Annotated in this window: 20 protein-coding genes; 10 read left to right on the top strand and 10 right to left on the bottom strand. The window is 73.1% G+C overall.

Annotated elements, in window-relative coordinates:
* The first annotated feature begins 82 nt into the window (after positions 1-82).
* Both LNK82_RS21375 and sigJ read left to right on the top strand, forming a co-directional pair.
* Positions 83-820 carry an SDR family oxidoreductase gene (locus tag LNK82_RS21375; RefSeq protein ID WP_230568804.1) on the top strand — a complete coding sequence of 246 codons (738 nt, stop codon included), beginning with the start codon at positions 83-85 and terminating at the stop codon, positions 818-820.
* Positions 817-1725 carry an RNA polymerase sigma factor SigJ gene (sigJ, locus tag LNK82_RS21370; RefSeq protein ID WP_230568803.1) on the top strand — a complete coding sequence of 303 codons (909 nt, stop codon included), beginning with the start codon at positions 817-819 and terminating at the stop codon, positions 1723-1725. Before LNK82_RS21375 ends, sigJ begins: the two co-directional genes overlap by 4 nt.
* 38 nt (positions 1726-1763) lie before the next feature.
* Here the strand turns inward: sigJ and LNK82_RS21365 are convergent, their stop codons facing one another.
* Positions 1764-2510 (bottom strand): SAM-dependent methyltransferase, encoded by a 747-nt coding sequence (locus LNK82_RS21365; RefSeq protein ID WP_230568802.1) that lies wholly within the window; start codon positions 2508-2510, stop codon positions 1764-1766.
* A gap of 201 nt (positions 2511-2711) precedes the next feature.
* Between LNK82_RS21365 and LNK82_RS21360 the strand changes: the two genes are divergently transcribed.
* The gene (locus LNK82_RS21360; protein ID WP_230568801.1) at positions 2712-4586 is read left to right on the top strand and encodes a pectate lyase-like domain-containing protein; all 1875 of its coding nucleotides are present in this window, start codon (positions 2712-2714) and stop codon (positions 4584-4586) included.
* A gap of 52 nt (positions 4587-4638) precedes the next feature.
* On the opposite strand, the gene ilvD is transcribed toward LNK82_RS21360, so the two are convergent.
* The 4 genes from ilvD to LNK82_RS21340 all read right to left on the bottom strand — a co-directional run bounded on the left by ilvD (position 4639) and on the right by LNK82_RS21340 (position 9217).
* Positions 4639-6336 carry a dihydroxy-acid dehydratase gene (ilvD, locus tag LNK82_RS21355; protein ID WP_230568800.1) on the bottom strand — a complete coding sequence of 566 codons (1698 nt, stop codon included), beginning with the start codon at positions 6334-6336 and terminating at the stop codon, positions 4639-4641.
* A 91-nt stretch (positions 6337-6427) separates the two neighbouring features.
* Positions 6428-7183, bottom strand: coding sequence for a hypothetical protein (locus LNK82_RS21350; protein ID WP_230568799.1), 756 nt, complete (start codon positions 7181-7183; stop codon positions 6428-6430).
* 89 nt (positions 7184-7272) lie between these two features.
* Complete coding sequence (locus tag LNK82_RS21345; protein ID WP_230568798.1) at positions 7273-8649, bottom strand: GntP family permease; 1377 nt, start codon at positions 8647-8649, stop codon at positions 7273-7275.
* A 34-nt stretch (positions 8650-8683) separates the two neighbouring features.
* The gene (locus LNK82_RS21340) at positions 8684-9217 is read right to left on the bottom strand and encodes a gluconokinase (protein ID WP_230568797.1); all 534 of its coding nucleotides are present in this window, start codon (positions 9215-9217) and stop codon (positions 8684-8686) included.
* A gap of 111 nt (positions 9218-9328) precedes the next feature.
* Between LNK82_RS21340 and LNK82_RS21335 the strand changes: the two genes are divergently transcribed.
* Together LNK82_RS21335 and LNK82_RS21330 are read left to right on the top strand one after the other, a co-directional pair.
* On the top strand, positions 9329-10066 hold the full coding sequence (locus LNK82_RS21335) for a FadR/GntR family transcriptional regulator (RefSeq protein WP_230568796.1): 738 nt from the start codon (positions 9329-9331) through the stop codon (positions 10064-10066).
* 162 nt (positions 10067-10228) lie between these two features.
* A complete protein-coding gene (locus tag LNK82_RS21330) occupies positions 10229-11185 on the top strand; it encodes a hypothetical protein (protein ID WP_230568795.1) in 957 nt (318 codons plus the stop codon).
* Positions 11186-11197: 12 nt separating this feature from the next.
* Here LNK82_RS21330 and dacB read toward each other — a convergent pair whose 3' ends face one another.
* A complete protein-coding gene (gene dacB, locus LNK82_RS21325) occupies positions 11198-12748 on the bottom strand; it encodes a D-alanyl-D-alanine carboxypeptidase/D-alanyl-D-alanine endopeptidase (RefSeq protein ID WP_230568794.1) in 1551 nt (516 codons plus the stop codon).
* A gap of 197 nt (positions 12749-12945) precedes the next feature.
* Between dacB and LNK82_RS21320 the strand changes: the two genes are divergently transcribed.
* Both LNK82_RS21320 and LNK82_RS21315 read left to right on the top strand, forming a co-directional pair.
* Positions 12946-13752, top strand: a complete 807-nt coding sequence (locus LNK82_RS21320; RefSeq protein WP_230568793.1) for an SAM-dependent methyltransferase — start codon at positions 12946-12948, stop codon at positions 13750-13752.
* A 122-nt stretch (positions 13753-13874) separates the two neighbouring features.
* A complete protein-coding gene (locus tag LNK82_RS21315) occupies positions 13875-14294 on the top strand; it encodes a cold-shock protein (RefSeq protein ID WP_308257245.1) in 420 nt (139 codons plus the stop codon).
* A 68-nt stretch (positions 14295-14362) separates the two neighbouring features.
* Here LNK82_RS21315 and LNK82_RS21310 read toward each other — a convergent pair whose 3' ends face one another.
* Positions 14363-15283: a LysR family transcriptional regulator gene (locus LNK82_RS21310; protein WP_230568792.1), complete on the bottom strand. Its 921-nt coding sequence runs from the start codon at positions 15281-15283 to the stop codon at positions 14363-14365.
* 74 nt (positions 15284-15357) lie between these two features.
* On the opposite strand from LNK82_RS21310, the gene LNK82_RS21305 reads away from it, so the two are divergent.
* Positions 15358-16404, top strand: a complete 1047-nt coding sequence (locus LNK82_RS21305) for an alpha/beta fold hydrolase (protein WP_230568791.1) — start codon at positions 15358-15360, stop codon at positions 16402-16404.
* 9 nt (positions 16405-16413) lie between these two features.
* Here LNK82_RS21305 and LNK82_RS21300 read toward each other — a convergent pair whose 3' ends face one another.
* From LNK82_RS21300 to LNK82_RS21290, 3 genes are all read right to left on the bottom strand, one after another.
* A complete protein-coding gene (locus LNK82_RS21300) occupies positions 16414-16665 on the bottom strand; it encodes a putative antibiotic biosynthesis monooxygenase (protein ID WP_230568790.1) in 252 nt (83 codons plus the stop codon).
* 116 nt (positions 16666-16781) lie between these two features.
* Positions 16782-17861, bottom strand: a complete 1080-nt coding sequence (locus LNK82_RS21295) for a glycosyltransferase family 4 protein (protein WP_230568789.1) — start codon at positions 17859-17861, stop codon at positions 16782-16784.
* Between the two features lie 5 nt (positions 17862-17866).
* The gene (locus LNK82_RS21290) at positions 17867-20011 is read right to left on the bottom strand and encodes an amylo-alpha-1,6-glucosidase (RefSeq protein WP_230568788.1); all 2145 of its coding nucleotides are present in this window, start codon (positions 20009-20011) and stop codon (positions 17867-17869) included.
* Positions 20012-20159: 148 nt separating this feature from the next.
* On the opposite strand from LNK82_RS21290, the gene LNK82_RS21285 reads away from it, so the two are divergent.
* Both LNK82_RS21285 and LNK82_RS21280 read left to right on the top strand, forming a co-directional pair.
* Entirely contained in the window at positions 20160-21206 is a 1047-nt protein-coding gene (locus LNK82_RS21285) for a glucose 1-dehydrogenase (protein WP_230568787.1), read from the top strand.
* A gap of 70 nt (positions 21207-21276) precedes the next feature.
* Positions 21277-21642 carry a DUF1330 domain-containing protein gene (locus LNK82_RS21280; RefSeq protein ID WP_230568786.1) on the top strand — a complete coding sequence of 122 codons (366 nt, stop codon included), beginning with the start codon at positions 21277-21279 and terminating at the stop codon, positions 21640-21642.
* Positions 21643-21644 lie beyond the last annotated feature (2 nt).

Below are 21644 nucleotides of genomic sequence, written 5' to 3'. Positions count from 1 at the left end.
CCGGGTGATGTCACAGTCCGCGCCGGCCCGGTCGTCCTGTGTGCGACAGGGTTGTCCGGCGGGTCACGAGGACGGGCTGACGATGAGGATCGCGGTGGTCGGCGGTACGGGCGCGGTGGGGCGTCCGGTGGTCGAAGAGGTGGGGCGGGCCGGGCACGAGCCGGTGGTGCTGAGCCGTGCCGGCGGGGTCGACCTGCTCACCGGGGCCGGGCTCGACGCGGCGCTGGCGGGAGCCGAGGCGGTGATCGACGTGTCGAACCCGGCGAATTGGCGGCGCCTGGAGGAGGTCGAGCGGTTCTTCACCGAGGGCACCGGCCACCTGCTGGAGTCGGCGGCGCGGGCGGGCGTGCGGCACCTGGTGGTGCTGTCGATCGTGGGCTCGGACGTGGTCGACCTCGACTACTACCTGGGCAAGCGGCGGCAGGAGGCGCTGGTGACGGCCGGGCCGGTGCCGTGGACGGTGCTGCGGGCCACGCAGTTCTTCGAGTTCGCCGGGCAGGTGCTGGCGGGCGCGACGCGACCGGTGGCGCACGTGCCGCCGATGCTGTCGCAGCCGGTGTCGACGTCCGACGTGGCCGCGCGGCTGGTGGAGCTCGCGGTGGGTGAACCGCAGGGGCTGACCGCGCCGATCGCGGGGCCGGAGCGGATCCGGGTGGTCGACATGGTCCGGCAGGTGGTGGCGCGGCGGGGTGACGCGGTGCGCGTCGAGGAGGCGGCGGAGGGTCCGGCCGGGCTGTCCACCGGCGCGCTGTGCCCGCCGGGCGAGTACACCGAGGGCCGGGGAACGTTCGCCGAGTACCTGGACGCGGTGCGCCCGTGACGGGCCGCAGCACCGGCCCCGAAGCCGACCGGGTCGCCCGGCTCGCCGCCGAGTACACCCGTCTGCGGCCACGGCTGGTCGGCGTCGCGTACTCCCTGGTCGGCACGGTCGCCGAGGCGCAGGACGTGGTGTCGGACTGCTGGCTGCGGCTGGCCGCCGCGGACCGGCACGAGACCGTCCGCGACGTCGAGGCGTGGGCGGTGGTGGCGGTGGCGCGACGCGCGGTGGACGTGCTGCGCTCCGCGCGGGTGCGGCGCGAGGAGTACGTCGGACCCTGGCTGCCCGAACCGCTGGTGGAGCCCGTCGCCGACGATCCGGCGGACCGGGTGACGCTGGACGACACGGTCAGCTTCGCGCTCATGGTCGTGCTCGAAACCCTCACCCCCGCCGAACGCACCACGTGGGTGCTGCACGAGGTGTTCGGCATGCCGTTCCCCGAGATCGCCACCGTCGTCGGCCGCAGCCCGGCCGCCGTGCGGCAACTGGCCGTGCGGGCCAGGGCGCACGTCGCGGCCGGCGCGCCGAGGGTCGACGTCGGCGCGGTCGAGCACCGCCGCGCCGTCGACGCGTTCCTGCGCGCCGTCGGCCAGGGGGACCTGCGCGGCCTGCTGGCCGTGCTCGATCCCGACGTCGTGCTGACCAGCGACGGCGGCGGCCTGCGCGGCGTGGCCCGTCGACCGGTGCGCGGCGCGGACCGGGTGGCGTGGTTCCTGGTGACCGTGCGCCGCAAGATGCCCGTCGGCCAACGCATCGCGCCGGTCGCGGTGAACGGGGGCGCGGGGTTCGCCGCGGTGACCGGCACGGCCACCAGGTTCGTCTGCTCGGTCACCGTCCACGACGGGAAGGTCCGGCGGGTGGACATCGTGGCCACGCCCGACAAGCTGCCGCGTGAGCGGGTCGCGTAGGTCCGACCCGCCACACGGCGGCTCGTGCCCTGCACCGCCTAGGGCGTCGGCCGGAGCACCAGGGTGACGAAGCCGAGCACGCCGCGGTAACCGTTGAGCCAGCTGTCCCGGTGCGCGGCGGAGGTGGCCAGCACCTGCTCGCGGTCCGGGTGGTCGGGGTGGTCCAGCGCCCACGCGGCCAGCGAGCCGGTCCAGCTCCACTCGTACTCGTCCCACTCCGCGAGCGTGCTCACGTGGCCGTGCACCGGCGTCCAGCCGTCGGCGACCACGCGGGCGACCGTGGTCGCCAGGTCGGCGTACTTCTGCGGGCCGTCCTCCAGCTCCGCCCGCAGCTCCGGGCTCGGCTCGCGTTCCCAGAAGCAGTCGCCGAGCACGACCACGCCGTCCTCGGCGAGGTGGCCCCGGGCGGCGGCGAGCGCGGGCAGCAGCTCGCCGAAGGCGTAGGCCGCGCCGATGCTGAGCACCACGTCCGCCTTGCGGGCCGACCGGTACGTGGTCACGTCCTGCCGGAGGAGCTCCAGCCGGTCGGCCACGCCGAGCCGGGCGGCGTCGGCGAGGGTCTCCTCGAAACCCGCGCCGGAGATGTCCACGCCGACCGCGGTGACGCCGTCGTGCTCCTGCGCCGCGCGCAGCAGCCACGCCCCCTCGCCGCAGCCGAGGTCGAGCAGGTGGGCGTCCGGCCGACGGATCGCCCGGTTCAGGAGGTCGCTCACGGTCGGGTCGCCGAGGGGCGCCGCGATCGGGTGCTCGGCGTGCGCCAGGGCGCTGAGTGTCTGTCGATCCACCTTCAGTGACTAGCACAACGCGCAGGGGAACCGCGCGTGCGTTTCCCGGTCGTACCGGGACGAATTCGTGGTCGTCGGGCCATGGCGCGGGAGCGGATCGTGAAGTAGAAATAGCCAACTCCACACCGCCAACGCCTGACCTCGCCGAACCTGAGAGAGCGCTCTCACGTTCGCGTGGCCGGCGTCACTACCCTCAGAGGCATGTCAATGACGATCATGCGCCACGCCAGACGCGAGAGCGCTCCCGCGAGACTGCGCCGGGTGTTCGTGCTCGGTCTCGCCCTGGCCGCCGCCACCACGGCCGCGGCGCCGGCCGTGAGCGCCGACCCGCCCCGGCGCACGCAGGACCTCGGCGTGAACGTGAAGGTGTTCGACCCTTCCATGCCGGTCGCCGAGATCCAGGCCGCGCTCGACGCCACGCACGCCGCCCAGGTCGACAACGAGATGGGCGCCCAGCGGTACGCGTACCTGTTCAAGCCGGGCCACTACGGCACGGCCGAGCGGCCGTTGCAGATCAAGGTCGGCTACTACACCGAGATCGCGGGCCTCGGCGCCTCGCCCACCGACGTCGTGATCAACGGCAAGGTCGAGGTCTACAACCGCTGCCTGACCGAGGGCGGCACGGCCAACTGCCTCGCCCTGGTCAACTTCTGGCGCACGCTGGGCAACCTGACGATCAACATCGACGGCAAGGGCCAGGACGGCTGCCGCGCCGGCGCCAACTTCTGGGCCGTGTCCCAGGCGGTGTCGCTGCGCCGGCTCAACGTCACCAGCGGCACGTTCACGCTGATGGACTACTGCACCGCCGGCCCCCAGTACGCCAGCGGCGGCTTCATCGCCGACTCCCGGCTGCCGTCCGTCGTCAACGGCTCGCAGCAGCAGTGGCTGACCCGCAACAGCGAGCTCGGCAGCTGGTCCAACGGCGTGTGGAACCAGGTGTTCTCCGGTGTCGCGGGCGCTCCCGACGACGCGGCGTTCCCCACCCCGCCCTACACCACGCTCGACACCACCTCGCTGAGCCGTGAGAAGCCGTACCTGTTCGTCGACGACAAGGGCCGCTACCAGGTCCGCGTCCCGGCCGCCAAGCGCGACACCAGCGGTGTGTCGTGGGCGAACGGCCTGACGCCCGGCCGCACGATCCCGCTGTCGGAGTTCTTCGTCGCCAAGCCCGGCGACTCGGTGCGCGACATCAACAACCAGCTGGCGCGCGGCAAGCACCTGCTGCTCACGCCGGGCGTCTACGACATCGCCCGCAGCATCGAGGTCAAGCGGGCCGACACCGTGGTCCTCGGTCTCGGGCACGCCACGCTGACCGCCGTGAACGGCTCGACCCCGCTGGACGTCGCGGACGTGCCGGGCGTGGTCATCGCCGGCGTCACGATCGACGCGGGCACGGAGCTGTCCCCGGTGCTGCTGCGCGTGGGCAAGAAGCACGGCCACCGGCCGGCCGACCCGGCCAACCCGACCACGCTGTCGGACGTGTACTTCCGCGTCGGCGGGCCGCACGTCGGCAAGGTGGACACCGCGCTGGAGGTCAACAGCGACCACGTGCTCATCGACCACACGTGGGTGTGGCGCGCCGACCACGGCGTGGAGGGCTTCACCGACACGCAGCGCTGGAACACCAACACCGGCCTCACCGGTGTGGTCGTCAACGGTGACGACGTGACCGCGACCGGTCTGTTCGTGGAGCACTTCCAGCGCCACAACACGGTGTGGAACGGCGAGCGCGGCAAGGTCGTGCTGTACCAGAACGAGCTGCCCTACGACCCGCCGACGCAGGCCGACTGGATGAAGGGCGACGTCGAGGGCTGGGCCGGCTACAAGGTCGGGGACCACGTGCGCGAGCACACCCTGCACGGCGGTGGCGTCTACGTGTTCAACCAGAACAACCCGACGATCCACACCGAGAACGGCTTCGAGGTCCCGGAGGCGCCGGGCGTGAAGCTGCACCACATCATGACGGTCAACCTCAGCGCGGGCGTCATCGACCACGTCGTCAACGGCGTGGGCGGCCCGGCCGACCTGACCAACGTGGGCGCTCCGGTCTACATCGCGGAGTACCCGGCTCCGTGAGCCAGGACGCGGTGCCCGACCCCCGCCGCGGGGGTCGGGCACCGTTCGCGCGTCAGCCGCAGACCGCGCCGCCGGACGCGGAGCCGACGAGCTTCGAGTACTTCGCCAGCACGCCCCGCTGGTACCGCGCGGGCAGCGGCGTCCAGCCCTCGCGGCGGGCGGCGAGCTCGGCGGCGTCCACGCCGAGGTCCAGCGTGCCGTTGGCGACGTCGAGCGTGATCGGGTCGCCGTCGCGGACGAACGCGATCGGACCGCCGTCCGCCGCCTCCGGCGCGACGTGGCCGACGCACAGGCCGGTCGTGCCGCCGGAGAACCGGCCGTCGGTGAGCAGCAGGACGTCCTTGCCCAGCCCGGCGCCCTTGATCGCGGCGGTGATGGCGAGCATCTCGCGCATCCCCGGCCCGCCCTTGGGGCCCTCGTAGCGGATGACGACCACGTCGCCGGCGGTGATCGTGCCGTCCTCCAGCGCGTCCATGGCCGCGCGCTCGCGGTCGAACACGCGGGCGGTCCCGGTGAACACGTCGGAGTCGAACCCGGCGGACTTCACCACCGCGCCGTCGGGCGCGAGCGAGCCGCGCAGGATCGTGATGCCGCCGGTGCGGTGGATCGGCTCGTTCATCGCGCGCAGCACCGTGCCGTCGGGGTCCGGCGGCGCGATGTCGGCCAGGTTCTCGGCGACCGTGCGGCCGGTGACGGTGAGGCAGTCGCCGTGCAGCAGGCCCGCGTCCAGCAGCGCCTTCATCACCACGGGCACGCCGCCGATGCGGTCGACGTCGGTCATCACGTGCCTGCCGAACGGCTTGACGTCGGCCAGGTGCGGCACCTTCGCGCCGATCCTCGTGAAGTCGTCCAGGCTCAGCTCCACCTCGGCCTCGTGCGCGATGGCCAGCAGGTGCAGCACGGCGTTGGTCGACCCGCCGAACGCCATCACCACGGCGATCGCGTTCTCGAACGCCTCCCGGGTCATGATCTGCCGCGCGGTGATGCCCTTGCGCAGCATCCCGACCACGGCCTCGCCGGACTTGCGGGCGAACCCGTCGCGCCGCCGGTCCGTGGCGGGCGGCGCGGCGCTGCCCGGCAGCGACATGCCCAGCGCCTCGGCCGCGCTCGCCATCGTGTTCGCGGTGTACATGCCGCCGCACGCGCCCTCGCCGGGGCAGATGGCGCGTTCGATGAGGTCGACGTCCTCGCGGCTCATCAGGCCGCGGGCGCACGCGCCGACGGCCTCGAACGCGTCGATGATCGTGACCTCGCGCTCGCTGCCGTCGGTCAGGGTGACCCGGCCGGGCAGGATCGAGCCCGCGTAGAGGAAGACGGAGGCCAGGTCGAGCCGCGCGGCGGCCATGAGCATGCCCGGCAGCGACTTGTCGCAGCCCGCGAGCAGCACCGACCCGTCCAGCCGCTCGGCCTGCATGACCGTCTCCACGCTGTCCGCGATGACCTCGCGCGACACCAGGGAGAAGTGCATGCCCTCGTGGCCCATCGAGATGCCGTCGGACACCGAGATCGTGCCGAACTCGAGCGGGTAGCCGCCCGCCGCGTGCACGCCGTCCTTGCTCGCCTTCGCCAGCCGGTCCAACGACAGGTTGCAGGGCGTGATCTCGTTCCACGACGAGGCGACGCCGATCTGGGGCTTGACCCAGTCGTCGTCGCCCATCCCGACCGCCCGCAGCATCCCGCGCGCGGCGGTCCTCTCCAGGCCGTCGGTGACGTCGCGACTGCGCGGCTTGATGTCCGGGGTCTCGTTCATGGACGAAACCTAACGTCCCGGCCGGGTCGTCGCACCGGCGACCGGTCGAGCCCGGCCCCGACCGGTCGACGCGGTCGAGGCCGGGAGCCCGTCACAGCTCGGTGTAGCTCTTGAGGCCGACCAGCGTGGTGAGCTTCATCGAGTTCGCGCCGGCGGGGGAGGGCAGGCCGAACCGCTTGTCCACCAAGCGGTCCAGACCGCCGCATCCCCGCGCGGAGGGTACGGCGAACGCGTTGTCCTCGATGGTGAACCGGAGCACGGGCGGGTCGGCGGAGATCCGGTCGGGGCCGCTGGTCCGGACGGGCCGGAACACGAGAGGGTCGTCCTCGTCGCCGATCGAGCAGGTCCGCGGCAGCAGCCCGTTGATCACCCGCACCTTCAGGTGCTGCACGCCCATCCGGTCGCCGTCGGAGAGGAAGTCGGCGAACCCGGCGTACTCGATGCGCAGGTCCGCGCGCAGCACCGGGTGGTGCCCGGGCACGCCGAGCAGGCCGCCCGGCACGGTCGTCGGCTCGGCCCGCAGGGCGCCGAAGACCTGCGCGAACTCGCCGTCCACCCGCCCCTCGGCGAACGTCAGCCGCATCGCGCCGGTGCTCTGCTCGGCCAGGTCGCCGAACTTGACGGTGCCGCTGGACATCAGCACCTCGCAGCGCCACTGGGCGGGGTCCGCGCCCGCGGGGATCGCGGGGCAGTCGGCGAAGTCGAACGCGGGCGTCGGCTGCGCGGCGGCCTGCTGCGGGACCGGGGCGGCCTGTGCGGCGGCCTGCTGGGGCGCCACCGCGGCCAGGCCGATCAGCGCCGTGCTCGCCAGTGCCGCGACGGCGGCGCGGCGGGAGGTTCTCGTCATGCCGCCGAGCCTCCCGCCCCGCGCCGCGCCCATGATCCGGTAGATCCCCGGTATCACCCCCGGTGTGCGACCCCGAAGCGCGGCCGGGGTCACCCGAGCACGAACAGCACCGCGGACAGGCCGAAGCCGACCAGGCTGATCGTGGTCTCCATGACCGTCCACGTCGTCAACGTGGTCCGCACGTCCATCCCCATCAGGTTGCCGACCAGCCAGAAGCCCGAGTCGTTGACGTGGCTCGCGATCACCGAGCCCGCCGCCAGGGCGAGCACGATCGCGGCCAGCTCGACCGCGCTGAACCCGCCCGCCTGCACGACGGGCTGCACCAGGCCCGCGGCCGTGGTCAACGCGACCGTCGCCGAGCCCTGCGCGATCCGCAGCGCGGCGGCGATGACGAACCCGGCCGCGAACACCGGCAGCCCGATGTCGGTCAGCCCGTCCGACAGCGCGTCCCCGATGCCGCCGGCCCGCAGCACGGCGCCGAACATGCCGCCCGCGCCGGTGATGAGGATGACCGCGCACACCGGCCCGAGGGCCGAGTCGGTCAGCTTCTCGACCGCGTCCTTGCGCAGCCCGAGGGCGTAGGAGGCGACGAGCACGGTCACCAGCAGCGCCACCGGCGTCGAGCCGAGCGCGCGGGCGACCTGGAACCAGGACGCCTCGCCGTCGACCCACCCGGCGGCACGCGCCGCGTCCAGCCCGGTGTTGGTGAAGATCATGACCAGCGGGAGCAGCAGCAGCGCGACGACGGTGCCCGGACGCGGCGGGTTCTCGTGGTCCTCGGCCCGCGGACCGCCGCTGAGGATCGTCGGCACGGGCAGGACCAGCCGCTTGCCCATCGCCAGCCCGAACAGGTAGCTGGTCGTGTACCAGGTCGGGATCGCGATCAGCAGGCCGAACGCGATCACCAGGCCGACGTCCGCGCCGAGCAGTTCGGTCGCCGCCACCGGACCGGGGTGGGGCGGGACGAACACGTGCATCACGGAGAACGCGCCCGCGGCGGGCAGGCCGTAGCGCAGCACGCCGCCGCCCAGCCGCCGGGCCACCGCGAACACGATCGGCAGCATCACGACCAGGCCGGCGTCGAAGAAGATGGGGAAGCCGAACACCAGCGAGCTGACGCCGAGCGCGAGCGGCGCGCGCTGCTCGCCGAACCGGCGGATCAGCGCGTCGGTCAACGACTGCGCGCCGCCCGTGACCTCCACGAGCCTGCCCAGGATCGCGCCGAGGCCGACGAGCAGCGCGACGCTGCCGAGGGTGGTGCCGAACCCGCCGACGAGGGTGGGGACCACCGACTCGGCCGGGATGCGCGCGGCGAACGCGGTGAGCAGGCTGACCAGCACCAACGCCAGGAACGCGTGCACCCGCAGGTACATGATGAGGAACAGCAGGAGGGCGATCGCGCCTGCGGCGATGCCGAGCAGGGCGCCCGTGCCGAAGGTCTGGACCCAGTCGTCGTCGGCGGTCATCGGCAGCTCCGTCGTTCTCGAAGGTCCCGGCGGGTCACGCCGGGTGTCCGGCGGCGAGGTCGAGCCGGGTCACGGCGTCCTCGAGGATCAGCTCGGGCGTCCGCGCCACGTCGACCGCGACGCCGTCCTCGTCGGCTGTCAGCGGTTCGAGGGCGTCGAACTGCGACCGGAGCAGGGACGGCGGCATGAAGTGGCCGGACCGGTGCGACATCCGCTCGCCGATCACGTCGGCCGTGCCGTGCAGGTGGAGGAAGCGGACCCGGGCGTCCGCGCCCCGCAGCACGTCGCGGTAGGCGCGCTTGAGCGCCGAGCACGTGACGACCGTGCTCTCGCCCGCGGCGGCGCGTTCGGTGATCCAGTCGCGGATCGCGGCCAGCCAGGGCGCGCGGTCGGCGTCGGTGAGCGGGGTGCCCGCGGACATCTTCCCGATGTTGGCGGCCGGGTGGAACTCGTCGGCCTCGGCCATCGGCCGGCCGAGCCGGTCGGCCAGCATCCGGGCGACCGTGCTCTTGCCCGATCCGGACACGCCCATCACGACCACGCAGGTCGGTTCGGCGCTCGTGGTCATGGGTGCACCTCTCGGCTGCGACGACGAGACGATCAAAAGTAGTACCTTTGGCGGCGAAAGGTATCACCTTTGAACGGGCTGAGGAAGGCGCCCCGGGGCTACGCTGCTGCCGTGCCGGTACAACGTCGTGGGGGAGCGCCGGGCGGCGACGCCCTGCACACCTCCGTGCTCGACACCCTCGGGCTGCGGATCACCAGCGGTGACCTGGCCGAGGGGCGGGTCCTGACGCTCGACGGCATCCAGGAGCAGTTCGGGGTGTCCCGGACCGTCGCCCGCGAGACCATGCGGGTGCTGGAGTCGATGGGCCTGGTGACGTCACGGCGACGGGTCGGCATCACGGTGCAGCCCCCGTCGTCCTGGCAGGTCTACGACCCGCGGTTGATCTGGTGGCGGCTGGCCGGGCCGCACCGCGACGCCCAGCTGCGCGCGCTCACCGAACTGCGGATCGCGGTCGAGCCGGTGGCCGCGGCGCGGGCGGCGTGGAACGCGTCGGCGAAGGAGCGCGACCGCCTGCTCGACCTCGCCACGCGGATGCGCCGGCTGGGCGAGGCGGGCGAGCTGGAGGAGTTCCTCGAACTGGACGTCGCCTTCCACGCGCTGCTGCTGGAGTCGGGCGGCAACGAGATGTTCGCCGCGCTCCAGGACGTGGTCGCGGTGGTGCTGCGCGGGCGGACGAACCTGGGGCTGATGCCGGAGAAGCCCGTGCCCGGCGCGTTGGACCTGCACGAGGAGGTGGCGCGGGCGGTCGCGTCCCGGCACCCGGAAGCCGCCGAACTGGCCATGCGCGCGTTGGTGACCGAGGTGCGCGACGCCGTGGTTCCCGTGAACGGTCCGCGCGCGGTTCTCTGATCGTGGGTGCGAACCGACGGTTGTCGGTCGTGGCCGGTCCGCAGTGGACATCGCCCAGCGTGGTGCCCGCGGTGACGAGCCCGGCCGGTCGGAGGCCACCGTGCCGGGAACGCACGGCCCCCGTTCGCCGTCGAAGGCGCGAACCACGAACGGGGAGGCGCCGTGAACTACCCACAGCAACCGCCGAGCGGGCAGGACCCCTACGGGCAGCCCGGCCAGTACGGCGGCTACCAGTACGGCGGGTTCGCGCCGCAGCCCCCTCCCGCGCCGAAGAAGCGGACCGGGGCGATCGTCGCCGCCGTCGTCGTGGTCGTGCTGGTGCTGGGCGGTGTGGCGTTCACCGGGTTCGTGCGGCCCGGGTTCTTCCTGGGTGCTGCTGACCCCACCACGACCACGACCGCGCCGCCGACCACCGCGTCGTCCACGACGGCGAAGGGCGGCGACGCGGAGAAGCTGCTGGAGGCGCTGGTCGCCGGGCTGGACTCCCAGGACGCCGCCGCCCTCAAGAAGCTCAAGTGCCCGAAGGCCAAGTCCGGCGTGGACAACGCCATCGAGGACGTGTCCGCGCTCAGGAAGGCCGAGCTCGTCGGCAGCGACGAGGTCACCGACGACAAGGTGGAGGGGACCGTCGAGGTCACCACGTCCGCGCGGACGTCGCAGGTCGAGGTGACGGTCGTCCGCGAGGACGGCGACTGGTGCTGGCAGGACATCGCGCGGGCCGAGAACGGGCCGTCGGCGAGCGGACGCCCGACGGCGACCACCGTGCCGACCACCGACCGCGAGCCCACGGCCGGCGGCAAGCCGGTGCCGCCCCAGGCGCTCGCCGCCATGCGGTCCTTCCTGGACAGCGTGAACGCCGGTGACGCGGCGACCGCGGCCGGCCTGCTGTGCTCGGACGCCATCAACGACGCGGCGGACGTGGAGAAGTTGGTCGGGTACGACCCGGACCTGGCCGTCGACCCGGCGATGGACGGCCGGACGACGGGGGAGGACTCCTTCCAGGCCTACCTCAAGGGCACGGCCAAGGGGCAGAAGGTGGGGGGCCACTCCACGAACCTCTGGGTGACCAGCTACGACGGCCCGTGGTGCGTGCACGCGTTCCGCGTCGTCGTCACCTGATCACCGCCCGGCTCAGCAGGACTTGGTCCAACTGCACTCCAGCCGCTCGTCGGCGACCGGCTCGGGCGCGACCCTGGCCGCGGGCGGGGTCGCGCCGTCCCGGTGGCCGGCCAACCGGATCGCGACGGCGTCCTCGAACGGTTTCGCCGACGTGAGGGTGTTGTTGCTGATCATGGCGAACACCAGCGGGGTGCCGTCGGCGGTCGTCACGTAGCCGGAGAGGGCGCTGACGCCGGTCAGGGTGCCGGTCTTGGCCCGCACGTTGCCCTCGGCCGGCGTGCCGCGCATCCGGTTGCGCAGGGTGCCGCCGACCATCCGGTCGCTCTTCCCGGCCACGGGCAGCGAGTCGTACCAGGGCTGGAACCACGGCTCGCGCCGGGCGGCGAGCAGCAGCGCGGCCACCTGGTCGGGCGAGACCTGGTCCATCCTGGACAGTCCGGAGCCGTCCCGCAGCGACAGCGCCGCCGGGTCCACGCCCAGCTCGCCGAGCTTCGCCGTCATCGCGCGCAGCCCCGCGTCCCAGCTGCCCTCGCCGTGCACGGCCCGGCCGGCGGTCTTGACCAGGATCTCGGCGTGCATGTTGTTGCTGAGCTTCATGAACGGGACCATCAGCTGCGACAGCGGCATGGACCGGTGCTCGCCGAGCACCCGTGCGTCGGCCGGGGTCGCGCCCGTGCCCGTGCCGCCGAGGACGTGGACGCCGTGCCGGGTCAGGGCGTCGCGGAACAGGGACGTGACCAGCCCGGTCGGTTCCCAGACCGTGCTCCACTCGCTCTCGACGGCGCCGCCGGCGGGGATGCTGCCGCGCACGGCGATCACGTTGGTGCCGTGCTGCCGTTCGACGGAGACGCTCGACGCCGAGCCGGGCGCGCCGGTGACGGTGGTGTTGGCGATGGTGACGTAGTCCGTCGGCGGGTCGGTGGTGACCGCGGCGGGTTGGCCCGCCGCGCCGGGTGCGACACGGACGATGACGGTCCCGGCGTCGTAGTCGGTGTCCGGTGAGACGGTCAGCGCCGAGATCTGGGCGTTGTAGTAGTACGGCTCGTCGTCCCAGGCCCAGCCGGTGCCCAGGCGCACGGAGTCGAACCAGGTGTCGTCGGCGACGAGCTTGCCGCGGACCAGCCTGATGCCACTGCGGGCGACCTCGGCGGCCAGCGCGTCGTAGTCGGCGGCGAGCATCGTCGGGTCGCCCGTGCCCCGCAGGTGCAGGTCGCCGGCCAGCACCCCGGCGCGCTCGCGGCCGGTCGCGGCCACAGTGGTGCGGAACCGGTGGTCGGGGCCGAGGATGTCGAGCGCCGCGGCGGAGCTGATCAGCTTGCCGTTGGACGCGGGCTGGCCGCGCTTGTCGCCCTCCCGGGCGAACACGACGGCGCCGGTGCCGGCGTGGCGGACCACGAGCCCGACGTCCGCGCCGTCGAGGGCCGTGCTCGTGATGATCGCGTCGAGGTCCCGGCTGAGCGCGTCGTCGGCCCGCGCGGACGCGGACGTCACCAGGTCGGCGGCCGGCGCCGCGGCGAACGCGACAGCGGCCAGGGCGAGCGCGAACGACCGTGATCTGGGCATGGGAGCTCCTCCAGGGACGCCGGTGCGACTGCTGGTCAAGGATTGTCCACCTATCCCGATGGCTTGTGAAGTTCTGACACTCCGGGTCGGTCGGCTGGGCGCCTGGTTGCGAACCGCGATAGGGGCCCCGCAAAGGGTTTCCCGTTGTAGCGTGCACCGGAGCAATCACGGCCTGTGGTGAACCGAGGAGTGGCAGCGTGGAAAGACCATCGTGGGTCGGCCCGGACATCGACCTCTCGCGACCGAGCCCGGCGCGGGTCTACGACGTGCACCTGGGCGGCGCGCACAACTTCCAGGTGGACCGGGAGGCGGCGCAGCGCATCGTCGAGGTCATGCCGGGGTTACCGCGGATCCTGCGGGCCAACCGCGCGTTCCTGCGCCGTGCGGTGCGCTACCTGGTCGGCCAGGGCGTCACCCAGTTCCTCGACCTCGGGTCGGGCATCCCCACGGCGGGCAACGTGCACGAGGTCGCCTGGAGCGCCGACCCGGGCTGCCGGATCGTCTACGTCGACGTGGACCCGGTCGCGGTCGCGCACAGCCGGGCGATCCTCGGCGAGCACGACAACGCGACGGCGGTGCACGCCGACCTGCGTCGGCCGCGGGAGGTGCTGGCCCACCCGGAGACGGTGCGGACGCTGGACTTCACCCGGCCGGTCGGCGTGCTGATGTTCGCGGTGCTGCACTTCGTGCCGGACTCCGACAAGCCCGCCGAGATCGTCCAGGAGTACCTCGACGCCACCGCGCCGGGCAGCTACCTCGCCCTCTCGCACGCGAGCCTGGAGGGTGAGGCCGACCGGGCGGAGGAGGCGACCGAGCAGTTCCGCAACCGGGTCACGGACTTCTCGATGCGCACCCGGGCCGAGATCGCCGACCTGCTCGCGGGCGTGGAGGTGGTCGATCCCGGCGTGGTCTACCTGACCGAGTGGCGGCCGGAACCCGGTGACGAGGACCCGGACCCGAAGCAGATGTCGACGTTCGCGGCCGTCGGTCGCAAGGCGGGCTGAGCGCACTCCGACGACGGAGGCGTCCGGGCGCCGTCGTGCGCACGAGTCGCGCGATGGCGTCCGGGATAGGATCGTGGTGATGTCGCCACGGGTGTGGCGCGTGCTGCTGGTAAGGGGTTGCGGTGGTGGTGAAGGGCAAGGTCGTCCGGTTCGACGAGGTGCGCGGGTACGGGTTCGTGTCGCCCGAGGAGGGTGGCGAGGACGTGTTCATCCACGTCAACGACATCGACTTCGACAAGAGGCTGATGGCGCCCGGCGCGCTGGTCGAGTTCCTGGTGGAGATGGGCGACCGGGGGCCGAAGGCCTCCCGGGTGAGCCTCGTGCGGGAAGCGTCCGTGCGGTCCGGGGCGCCGTCGTACCACTCGGGTGACGACGTCAACGGCAACGACATGTTCTGCGAGGTCGTGTCGACCAAGCGCTACTTGCAGGAGGTCACCGAGACGCTGCTGGCCTCGGCGCCCGGCATGACGGCCGAGCAGATCCTGAACGTGCGCAAGAACCTGGTCGGGATGGCGCGCAAGTACAACTGGCTCGAGGACTGAGCGAGCACGACCGGCTCGAGGACCGAGCGCCGGTCGCCCGATCCCGGGACCCCGTGGCGGACCGGAGTTCACACCGGTCGCCCGGCCGGCGTGGTTCCGCGCGCCCTGGTGAGGTCCCGGGCCAGGGCGGTGAAGTTGGCGGCCACCGGGGAGCGGTTCGGCACGGGCAGCGCGATCGCCAGGTCGACCAGTCGCACGGTGGGGCTCAGCGACAGGAACGCGACCTCCGGCCGCGGCTGCGCGGCGGACGAGCCGGGCACGATGCTCACCCCGCAGCCCGCCGCGACCAGGCCGACGATGGTCGGCATCTGCACGGCCTCCTGCGCGACCTCGGGGGTGAACCCGCCGCGTCGGCACAGCGCGGTGATCTCGTCGTGCAGCCCGGGTCCGAGGTGGCGCGGGAACAGCACGAACGGCTCGCCGGCCAGGGAGCGGACGTGCACGCGCCGCCGGCGGGCCAGGCGGTGGTCGTTCGGCACCACGGCGACCAGCGGCTCGCGCGACACCGGCACCAGCTCCAGGTCGTCGGACGGGCCGGGCAGCGGCGGGCGGACCAGGCCGACGTCCAGCGCCGCCGTGCGCAGCCGCTCGACCTGCGGCATCGTCGGCAGCACGGAGAAGGACAGGGTGACGGTGGGGTAGCGCGCCCGGAACTCGCGGATGATCATCGGCAGCGGGTGCAGGACGGACGAGCCGACCATCCCGATCGACAGGGAGCCCTCCTCGCCACGCCCCGCCGCACGCGCCCGCCGCGCCGCCGTGTCCACCATGGACAGCGCGGCGCGCGCGTCCGCGACGAACGCCTCACCGGCCCGCGTGACGTGGACGTTCCTGGTGTCGCGGTGGAACAACGACACCCCGAGCTCGGTCTCCAGCGCCTTCACGGTCTGGCTCAACGGCGGCTGCGCCATGCCGAGCGCGGCGGCGGCCCGGCCGAAGTGCAGGTGGTCGGCGACCGCGACGGCGGCCCGCAGGTGCCTGAGATCCATATCCACCCCGTATCAATCGCACCGATCCTGTGCACGATCAGATCAGGTGACCGGTCCGGCGGCATCCTGGCCGCATGCTGAAGACGATCCTCACGCTCGCGATGGCCGCGACGATCACGCAGGCGCCGCCGTCCGACCAGGTGGTGCGCAAGGACTGGAAGGTGCGTGGCGACGCCGGGCACCTGGGTGTCCGCGAGGTGCGCCCGGCCCGGTCGGCGCGCGGCCGGCCGGTGCTGCTGCTGCACGGCGCGCGCGTCCCGGGCGTCGCGTCGTTCGACCTGCCCGTGCCGGGCGGATCGCTGGCGGCCGACCTCGCGCGCGAAGGCCACCGGGTGTTCATCGTGGACGCGCGCGGCTACGGCGCCTCCGACCGGCCCGCAGCGCTCGACGCGCCACCGTCGGCCAACCCGCCCGCGGTGACCGGCGAGCAGGTGGTGCGCGACATCGCCTCGGTCGTCGAGCGGCTGCGCGCGACGACCCGCCACGACCGCGTCGACCTCGTCGGCTGGGCGACCGGCGGGCACTGGGCCGCCTGGTACGCGAGCGAGCACCCGGACCGGGTCGAGCACCTCGTGATCTACAACAGCCTGTACGGCGCGATCGACGGGCACCCGATGCTGGGCCGCGGCACGGACTACGAGGACCCGGCCCGGCCCGGCCACTTCGACGACGCGCGCCACGGCGCGTACCGGCTCTCGACCGGACCGGGCCTGCTGGCGAGTTGGAACTCCGGCATCCCGGTGGACGACAAGTCCGCGTGGCGCGACCCCCGCGTCGCGGCGGCCTACGTCGAGCACGCGTTGGCGAGCGACCCGACGTCGGCCGACCGCGAGCCGCCGAGCTTCCGCGCGCCGACCGGCGCGATGAAGGACAGCTTCCACCTCGCGACCGGCCGACGCCTCTGGCACGCGGGCACGATCACCGCGCGGACGCTGGTCCTGCGGGGCGAGCACGACTTCTGGTCACGCGAGGGCGACGTGACCACGCTGGTCGCCGACCTCGACCGGGCGGCGGACGTGCGGGCGACGCGCCTGGACGGCGCGACGCACTTCGCCCACCTGGACCGGGCCGCGCACGGCCGGGACCGGTTGCTCGACGAGGTGGTGCGGTGGCTCCGCTAGGGCGCGGCGTCACGACCGCCGGGCGATCAGGCGGACGCGGAGCCGTTGCAGCGGAGGCATGAGCCCGTAGATGACGATCGGCACCGCGATCGTCGCCAGGACCAGGGTCCGCAGCACGGTCGGCGCGCCGTCGAGGAGGTCGCCGAGCAGCAGTTGCAGCACGGTGAGCGTCGGGAAGACGGCCAGCCAGATCATCAGGGCCAGGTGATGCCGCGGCGGTGGCCCGCCCCGGGTCACCACCGGCTTGTCGTTCTCGGTCATGGCACCAGGTTCGGCCTGCCCGGCCGGAAACGACAACTCCTGTTGCCGTTTCCGGGAAATCGCCCAGGTGGAGCGCGGCTGGGCGACCCTGGCGTCGAGGCAGGCGGCCGTCCGGGTCATCGGGCGGCGGCCGTCCGCGTCGTGGTCACCGCCTCGATCACGTGCGGGGACTCGGCGGCGGCGGAGCGGTAGACGTCCTCGTACCGGGCGGCCATCAGCTCGACGTCGAACCGCCGGGCCGCCTCGGCCCGGCACCGCTCGGCCGACAACCGGTCGACCCGGCGCAGCGCCGCGACCAACGACGCGTGGTCCTCGCACACGAAGCCGGTCTCACCGTGCGCGACGACCTCCGGGACGGAGCCGCGGCGGGTGGCGACCACGGGCGTGCCGCACGCCATCGCCTCCACCATCACCAACCCGAACGGCTCGTCCCAGCTGATCGGGAACAGCAGGCAGCGCGCGGCGGTCAGCAACTCGAGCTTCTCCTCGCGGCCCACCTCGCCGAGCCACTCGACGCCCGGGCCGAGCAACGGCCTGATCTCCTGCCGGAAGTACTCCCGCTCCGCCGGCTCACGGCACTTGGCCGCGATGCGCAGCGGGACGCCGGCCCTGGTCGCGGCGGCGATCGCCTCGGGGATCCCCTTGAACGGCGCGGTCCGCCCGAGGAACAGCGCGTAGTCCTCCTTGTCCCGCCGGAACGGGAAGAGGCCGACGTCGATCCCGTTGTGCACGGTGCCCGCCCAGTCGAGGTCCGGCGCGAGCCGGCGCTGCGTGTTCGACACGGCCACGAGGTGCACGCTGCCGTTCAGGCCCCGGTAGTAGCGGCCCATCTCGCCGGTCACGGGCGAGTGCGTGGTGACCACGGTGGGCACCGAACGGCCGCGCGCCAGCAGCGGTCCGGCCAGGCTGTGGTCGTGCACGACGTCCACTTCCAGGTCGGACAGGATGGCGGGCAGCGCGGCGGCGTGCACCACCTCCGGTATGCCCTGCCCCATCCGGTCGGACTGCGGGCGGTCCCAGGTGGCCCGGAACTCGGCGGCCGTGCCGTTGCGCCCGACCCCGACGAGGACGACGTGGTTGCCGCGGGCGACCAACCGGTTCGCCAGGTCGGCGCACATCGCCTCGGTGCCGCCGTAGCCCGACGGCGGCAGCTCGAACCAGGGCGGGGCGATCATCGCGACGCGCAGCGGTGTCACCGAACTCACCCCCGGTCCAATCCCGGGTGCACCCCTACCGGTGCCCGGACCAGTTCGACGTCGTCGGGCAGGCCGCGCACCCGCACCTCGTCGCCGTCGACCTCCACGTCGACGCGCGCGCCCAGCATCGGCACGCCGTCGAGGGCCAAGGGTTGGAACGACTCGGGCACCACGGGCGCGAGCCACACCTTGCGGCGCGGCGCGTAAGGCTCCACCCGCAGCAGCACGCGCAGCAGGTGCACGGGCGTGGCCGACGCCCACGCCTGCGGCGAGCACGACGTCGGGTACGGGATCGGGTCCGGGTACTCGGCGCGGTCGAAGCCGCACAGCAACTCGGGCAGCCTGCCGCCGAACGCCTCGGCGGCCTCCAGCACGGCGATCGTCACCCGCTGCGCGGGCTCCACGAAGCCGTACCGCATGAGCCCGTGCACGATGAGGGCGTTGTCGTGCGGCCACACCGATCCGTTGTGGTAGCTCATCGGGTTGTACGCGCCCATGCCGGACGCGAGGGTCCGCACGCCCCACCCGGTGAACATCTCCGGCGACAGCAGGTGCTCGACGACCCGCTCGGCCTTGTCCTCGTCCACGATGCCGCTCCACAGGCAGTGCCCGATGTTCGACGTGAGCGCGTCCACAGGCCGCTTGTCCCCGTCCAGGGCGACCGCGTAGTAACCCCGGTCGGGCAACCAGAAGCGGTCGTTGAACTGCTCCTTGAGCCGTGCCGCGCGCTCGCGCCAGCGCCGCGCGCCGTCCGGGTCCTCGAAGTCCTCGCAGATGCAGGCACGTGCCAGGTAGGCGTGGTAGGCGTAGCCCTGGACCTCGCACAACGCGATCGGCGGCTGCGCGATCGTCCCGTCGGCGAAGTTCACCCCGTCCCACGAGTCCTTCCACCCCTGGTTGACCAGGCCGCCGCCGGTCGCGCGCTGGTACTCCACGAAACCGTCGCCGTCGCGGTCCCCGTAGTGCTCGATCCACTCCAGCGCGCGGTCGACGTGCGGGATCATCGCCTCGACCTGGTCCCGGTCGATGCCCCACCGGGACAGCTCGCCCAGCAGCATCACGAAGAGCGGTGTGGCGTCCGCCGTGCCGTAGTAGACGTTGCTGCCGCCCAGCGCCAGCGAGGCGTCCGCGCCGAACCTCATCTCGTGCAGGATGCGGCCCGGTTCCTCCTCGCTGTTCGGCTCGACGCGCGTGCCCTGGTGGTGGGCGAGGGTCCGGGCCGTGCCGAGGGCGAGGTTGGGGTCGATGGGCAGCGACATCAGCGAGGCGAGGATCGAGTCGCGGCCGAACAGCGTCATGAACCAGGGCGCGCCGGCGGCGACCGCGATGTCCGAGGGCCGGTCCGGGTCGAAGATCCTCAACGCGCCCAGGTCCTGCCTGCTGCGCAGAAGCGTCGCGCCCAGTGCCGGATTGCCCGTGTACCGCAGGACGGGCACGTCCTCGCGCCACCGGCGGGCGCGCAGCACCGGGACCGACTCGTCGATCGGGCGTTCGGGCGGGAACATCGTCTCGGTCGTCCGACCGTCCACGACGGGCTGCACGGTCACGCACGTCGACCACTCGCCCTTGGGCGGGATGACGGCGCGGAAGGTCAGGGTGGACGGCGAGTAGTCGGCGCCGTCCGCGTGCACCCGCACGCCGCGGCTCTGGCCGTCCAGGCGTCGGGTCAGGCGCAGCTCGTCCGGCTCGACGTCGCACTGGTGCCGCCCGCGTGCGCGGACCCGGCTCTCCTTGACCTCGAACAGGTCGGCGAAATCGGCCTCCACGTGCACCGAGATGACGTGCGCGACGGACTCCCGGCCGAAGTTGCGCAGCGTGATGTCCTCGCGCATGCCCGCGCCGACGTACCGCTCGCGCCGCACGAGCAGGGTGCTCTCGGCCTCGTGCCCGCGGGACCGGCCGCGGCCGACGAACGTCATCCGGAACGGGTCGCGGGTGAGCGTGGTGATGTGCTCGACGGCCGCGCCGTCCACCCGCAACGCCCAGCCGGACACGATCCGGGTGTCCTGGAAGAACACGCCCTGGGCGGCGGCGCCGTCCACGTTGCCGTCGCTGCCGCAGACGCAGAACGACGTGCCGTGGACGAGCGTCACGGTGTCGGGTGACAGCGCGACGGGCTCACCGTCGTAGGCCCAACCACCCTCGGTCATCGTCGCCCTCCTCCGTCGGGTGTTCCCTCGCACCGACCGGGTCCACCACGGGTGCCACCCCTCGAGGTGGGCAAACAACACCCATCCCACCGGGGGACGCCGGTGGCCGGGCCCGCATGCGGGTCGCGCGCGGGGGTAGCCCTCGACCATGCGCGCGCTCACGCTCGACCCGAAGACGGCGGATTCGCTGCAGGTCACCGACGTCCCGGAGCCCGAGCCGCGGCCCGGTGACCTGCTGGTCGAGGGACTGGCCGTCGGCGTCTGCGGCACGGACAAGGAGATCGCCCGCGCCGAGTACGGCTGGGCGCCACCGGGCCGCGACCGGCTGGTGCTCGGCCACGAGTCGCTCGGCCGGGTGACGACGGCCCCTCCGGAGAGTGGTTTCACGGCGGGTGACCTGGTGGTGGGCGTCGTCCGGCGACCCGATCCGGCGCCCTGCGGCGCGTGCGCTCACGGCGAGTTCGACAACTGCCGCAACGGCGACTACACCGAGCGCGGCATCAAGGAGCTGGACGGGTACGCGTCCGAGCGGTGGTCCGTCGAGCCCGACTACGCGGTGGTGCTCGACCCGGGGCTGGCGCACGCCGGCGTGCTCATGGAGCCCACGTCCGTCGTCGCGAAGGCGTGGGAGCAGGTCGGTCGGGTGGGGGAGCGGGCGTGGTACGAACCGGAACGCGCGCTGGTGACGGGCGCCGGGCCGATCGGGCTGCTCGCCGCGATGATCGGCGTGCAGCAGGGGTTGGACGTGCACGTGCTCGACCGGGTCGCGGACGGCCCGAAGCCCCGGCTGGTGCGGCGGCTCGGCGCGACCTACCACCACGGCGACGTGGACGAGGCCGCCTCCCTGCTGCGGCCCGACGTGGTGATCGAGGCGACCGGCGTGGGGAGCGTGGTGATCTCCGTCGTGCGCAACACCGCGCCGTACGGCGTGGTGTGCCTGACCGGCATCTCGTCGGGCGGCCACACGGTGGACGTGGACGTCGCGGGCGCGAACCGGGTGATGGTGCTGGAGAACGACGTGGTGGTCGGCTCGGTCAACGCCAACCTGCGCCACTACCGCCAGGCGGCCGACGCGCTGGCGAAGGCCGACCGGGACTGGCTGGACGGCCTGATCAGCCGCCGCGTGCCGCTGGAGAGGTTCGCCGACGCGTTCACCGCCCGGCCGGACGACGTCAAGGTGGTCATCGCCCTGTGAGGTCGTCTGGATCGGTACGGCAGGTGGTCTCACCGATGCGGGCGTGATCACGTGCGCCCATGCTGTCGGCATGGCTGTCGACCCGCGTGGTGCCGACCTGAAGCGACTGCTCGCCGAGGACACCGGCGGACCGGTCGTCATGCTCAACCTGCTGCGGTTCGCCGAGGGCGGTCCGGCGTCCTATGAGGAGTACGCGCGGCACCTGCGGGAGACCTTCCTGCCCCGCTACGGCGCGGAGGTCCTCTACGCGGGCACGGGCTCCACCGCGCTGGTGGCCGAGGACGGGCAGAGCTGGGACGCCGTGGTGGTCGTCCGCTACCCCGACCGCGCCGCGTTCGGCCGCATGGTCGCCGACCCGGAGTACCAGCAGGTCACGCACCTGCGCACGCGGGCGCTGACCGAGGCGGTGCTCCAGGCGACGACCCCGTGGGCCTGAGC

The organism is Saccharothrix luteola, from assembly GCF_020859565.1.
Lineage (GTDB): Bacteria > Actinomycetota > Actinomycetes > Mycobacteriales > Pseudonocardiaceae > Actinosynnema > Actinosynnema luteola.
The sequence above is the reverse complement of the archived record's forward strand: the minus strand, read 5'-3'. Positions and strand labels throughout refer to the sequence as shown.

Excerpts from the sequence above, each read along its gene's own strand:
- LNK82_RS21300 (WP_230568790.1), bottom strand. The coding sequence starts at position 16,665 with ATGACCGAGAACGACAAGCCGGTGGTGACCCGGGGCGGGCCACCGCCG.
- dacB (WP_230568794.1), bottom strand. The coding sequence starts at position 12,748 with ATGCCCAGATCACGGTCGTTCGCGCTCGCCCTGGCCGCTGTCGCGTTC.
- LNK82_RS21305 (WP_230568791.1), top strand. The coding sequence starts at position 15,358 with ATGCTGAAGACGATCCTCACGCTCGCGATGGCCGCGACGATCACGCAG.
- LNK82_RS21290 (WP_230568788.1), bottom strand. The coding sequence starts at position 20,011 with ATGACCGAGGGTGGTTGGGCCTACGACGGTGAGCCCGTCGCGCTGTCA.
- LNK82_RS21375 (WP_230568804.1), top strand. The coding sequence starts at position 83 with ATGAGGATCGCGGTGGTCGGCGGTACGGGCGCGGTGGGGCGTCCGGTG.
- LNK82_RS21360 (WP_230568801.1), top strand. The coding sequence starts at position 2,712 with ATGTCAATGACGATCATGCGCCACGCCAGACGCGAGAGCGCTCCCGCG.
- LNK82_RS21310 (WP_230568792.1), bottom strand. The coding sequence starts at position 15,283 with ATGGATCTCAGGCACCTGCGGGCCGCCGTCGCGGTCGCCGACCACCTG.
- LNK82_RS21350 (WP_230568799.1), bottom strand. The coding sequence starts at position 7,183 with ATGACGAGAACCTCCCGCCGCGCCGCCGTCGCGGCACTGGCGAGCACG.
- LNK82_RS21340 (WP_230568797.1), bottom strand. The coding sequence starts at position 9,217 with ATGACCACGAGCGCCGAACCGACCTGCGTGGTCGTGATGGGCGTGTCC.
- ilvD (WP_230568800.1), bottom strand. The coding sequence starts at position 6,336 with ATGAACGAGACCCCGGACATCAAGCCGCGCAGTCGCGACGTCACCGAC.
- LNK82_RS21280 (WP_230568786.1), top strand. The coding sequence starts at position 21,277 with ATGGCTGTCGACCCGCGTGGTGCCGACCTGAAGCGACTGCTCGCCGAG.
- LNK82_RS21285 (WP_230568787.1), top strand. The coding sequence starts at position 20,160 with ATGCGCGCGCTCACGCTCGACCCGAAGACGGCGGATTCGCTGCAGGTC.
- LNK82_RS21345 (WP_230568798.1), bottom strand. The coding sequence starts at position 8,649 with ATGACCGCCGACGACGACTGGGTCCAGACCTTCGGCACGGGCGCCCTG.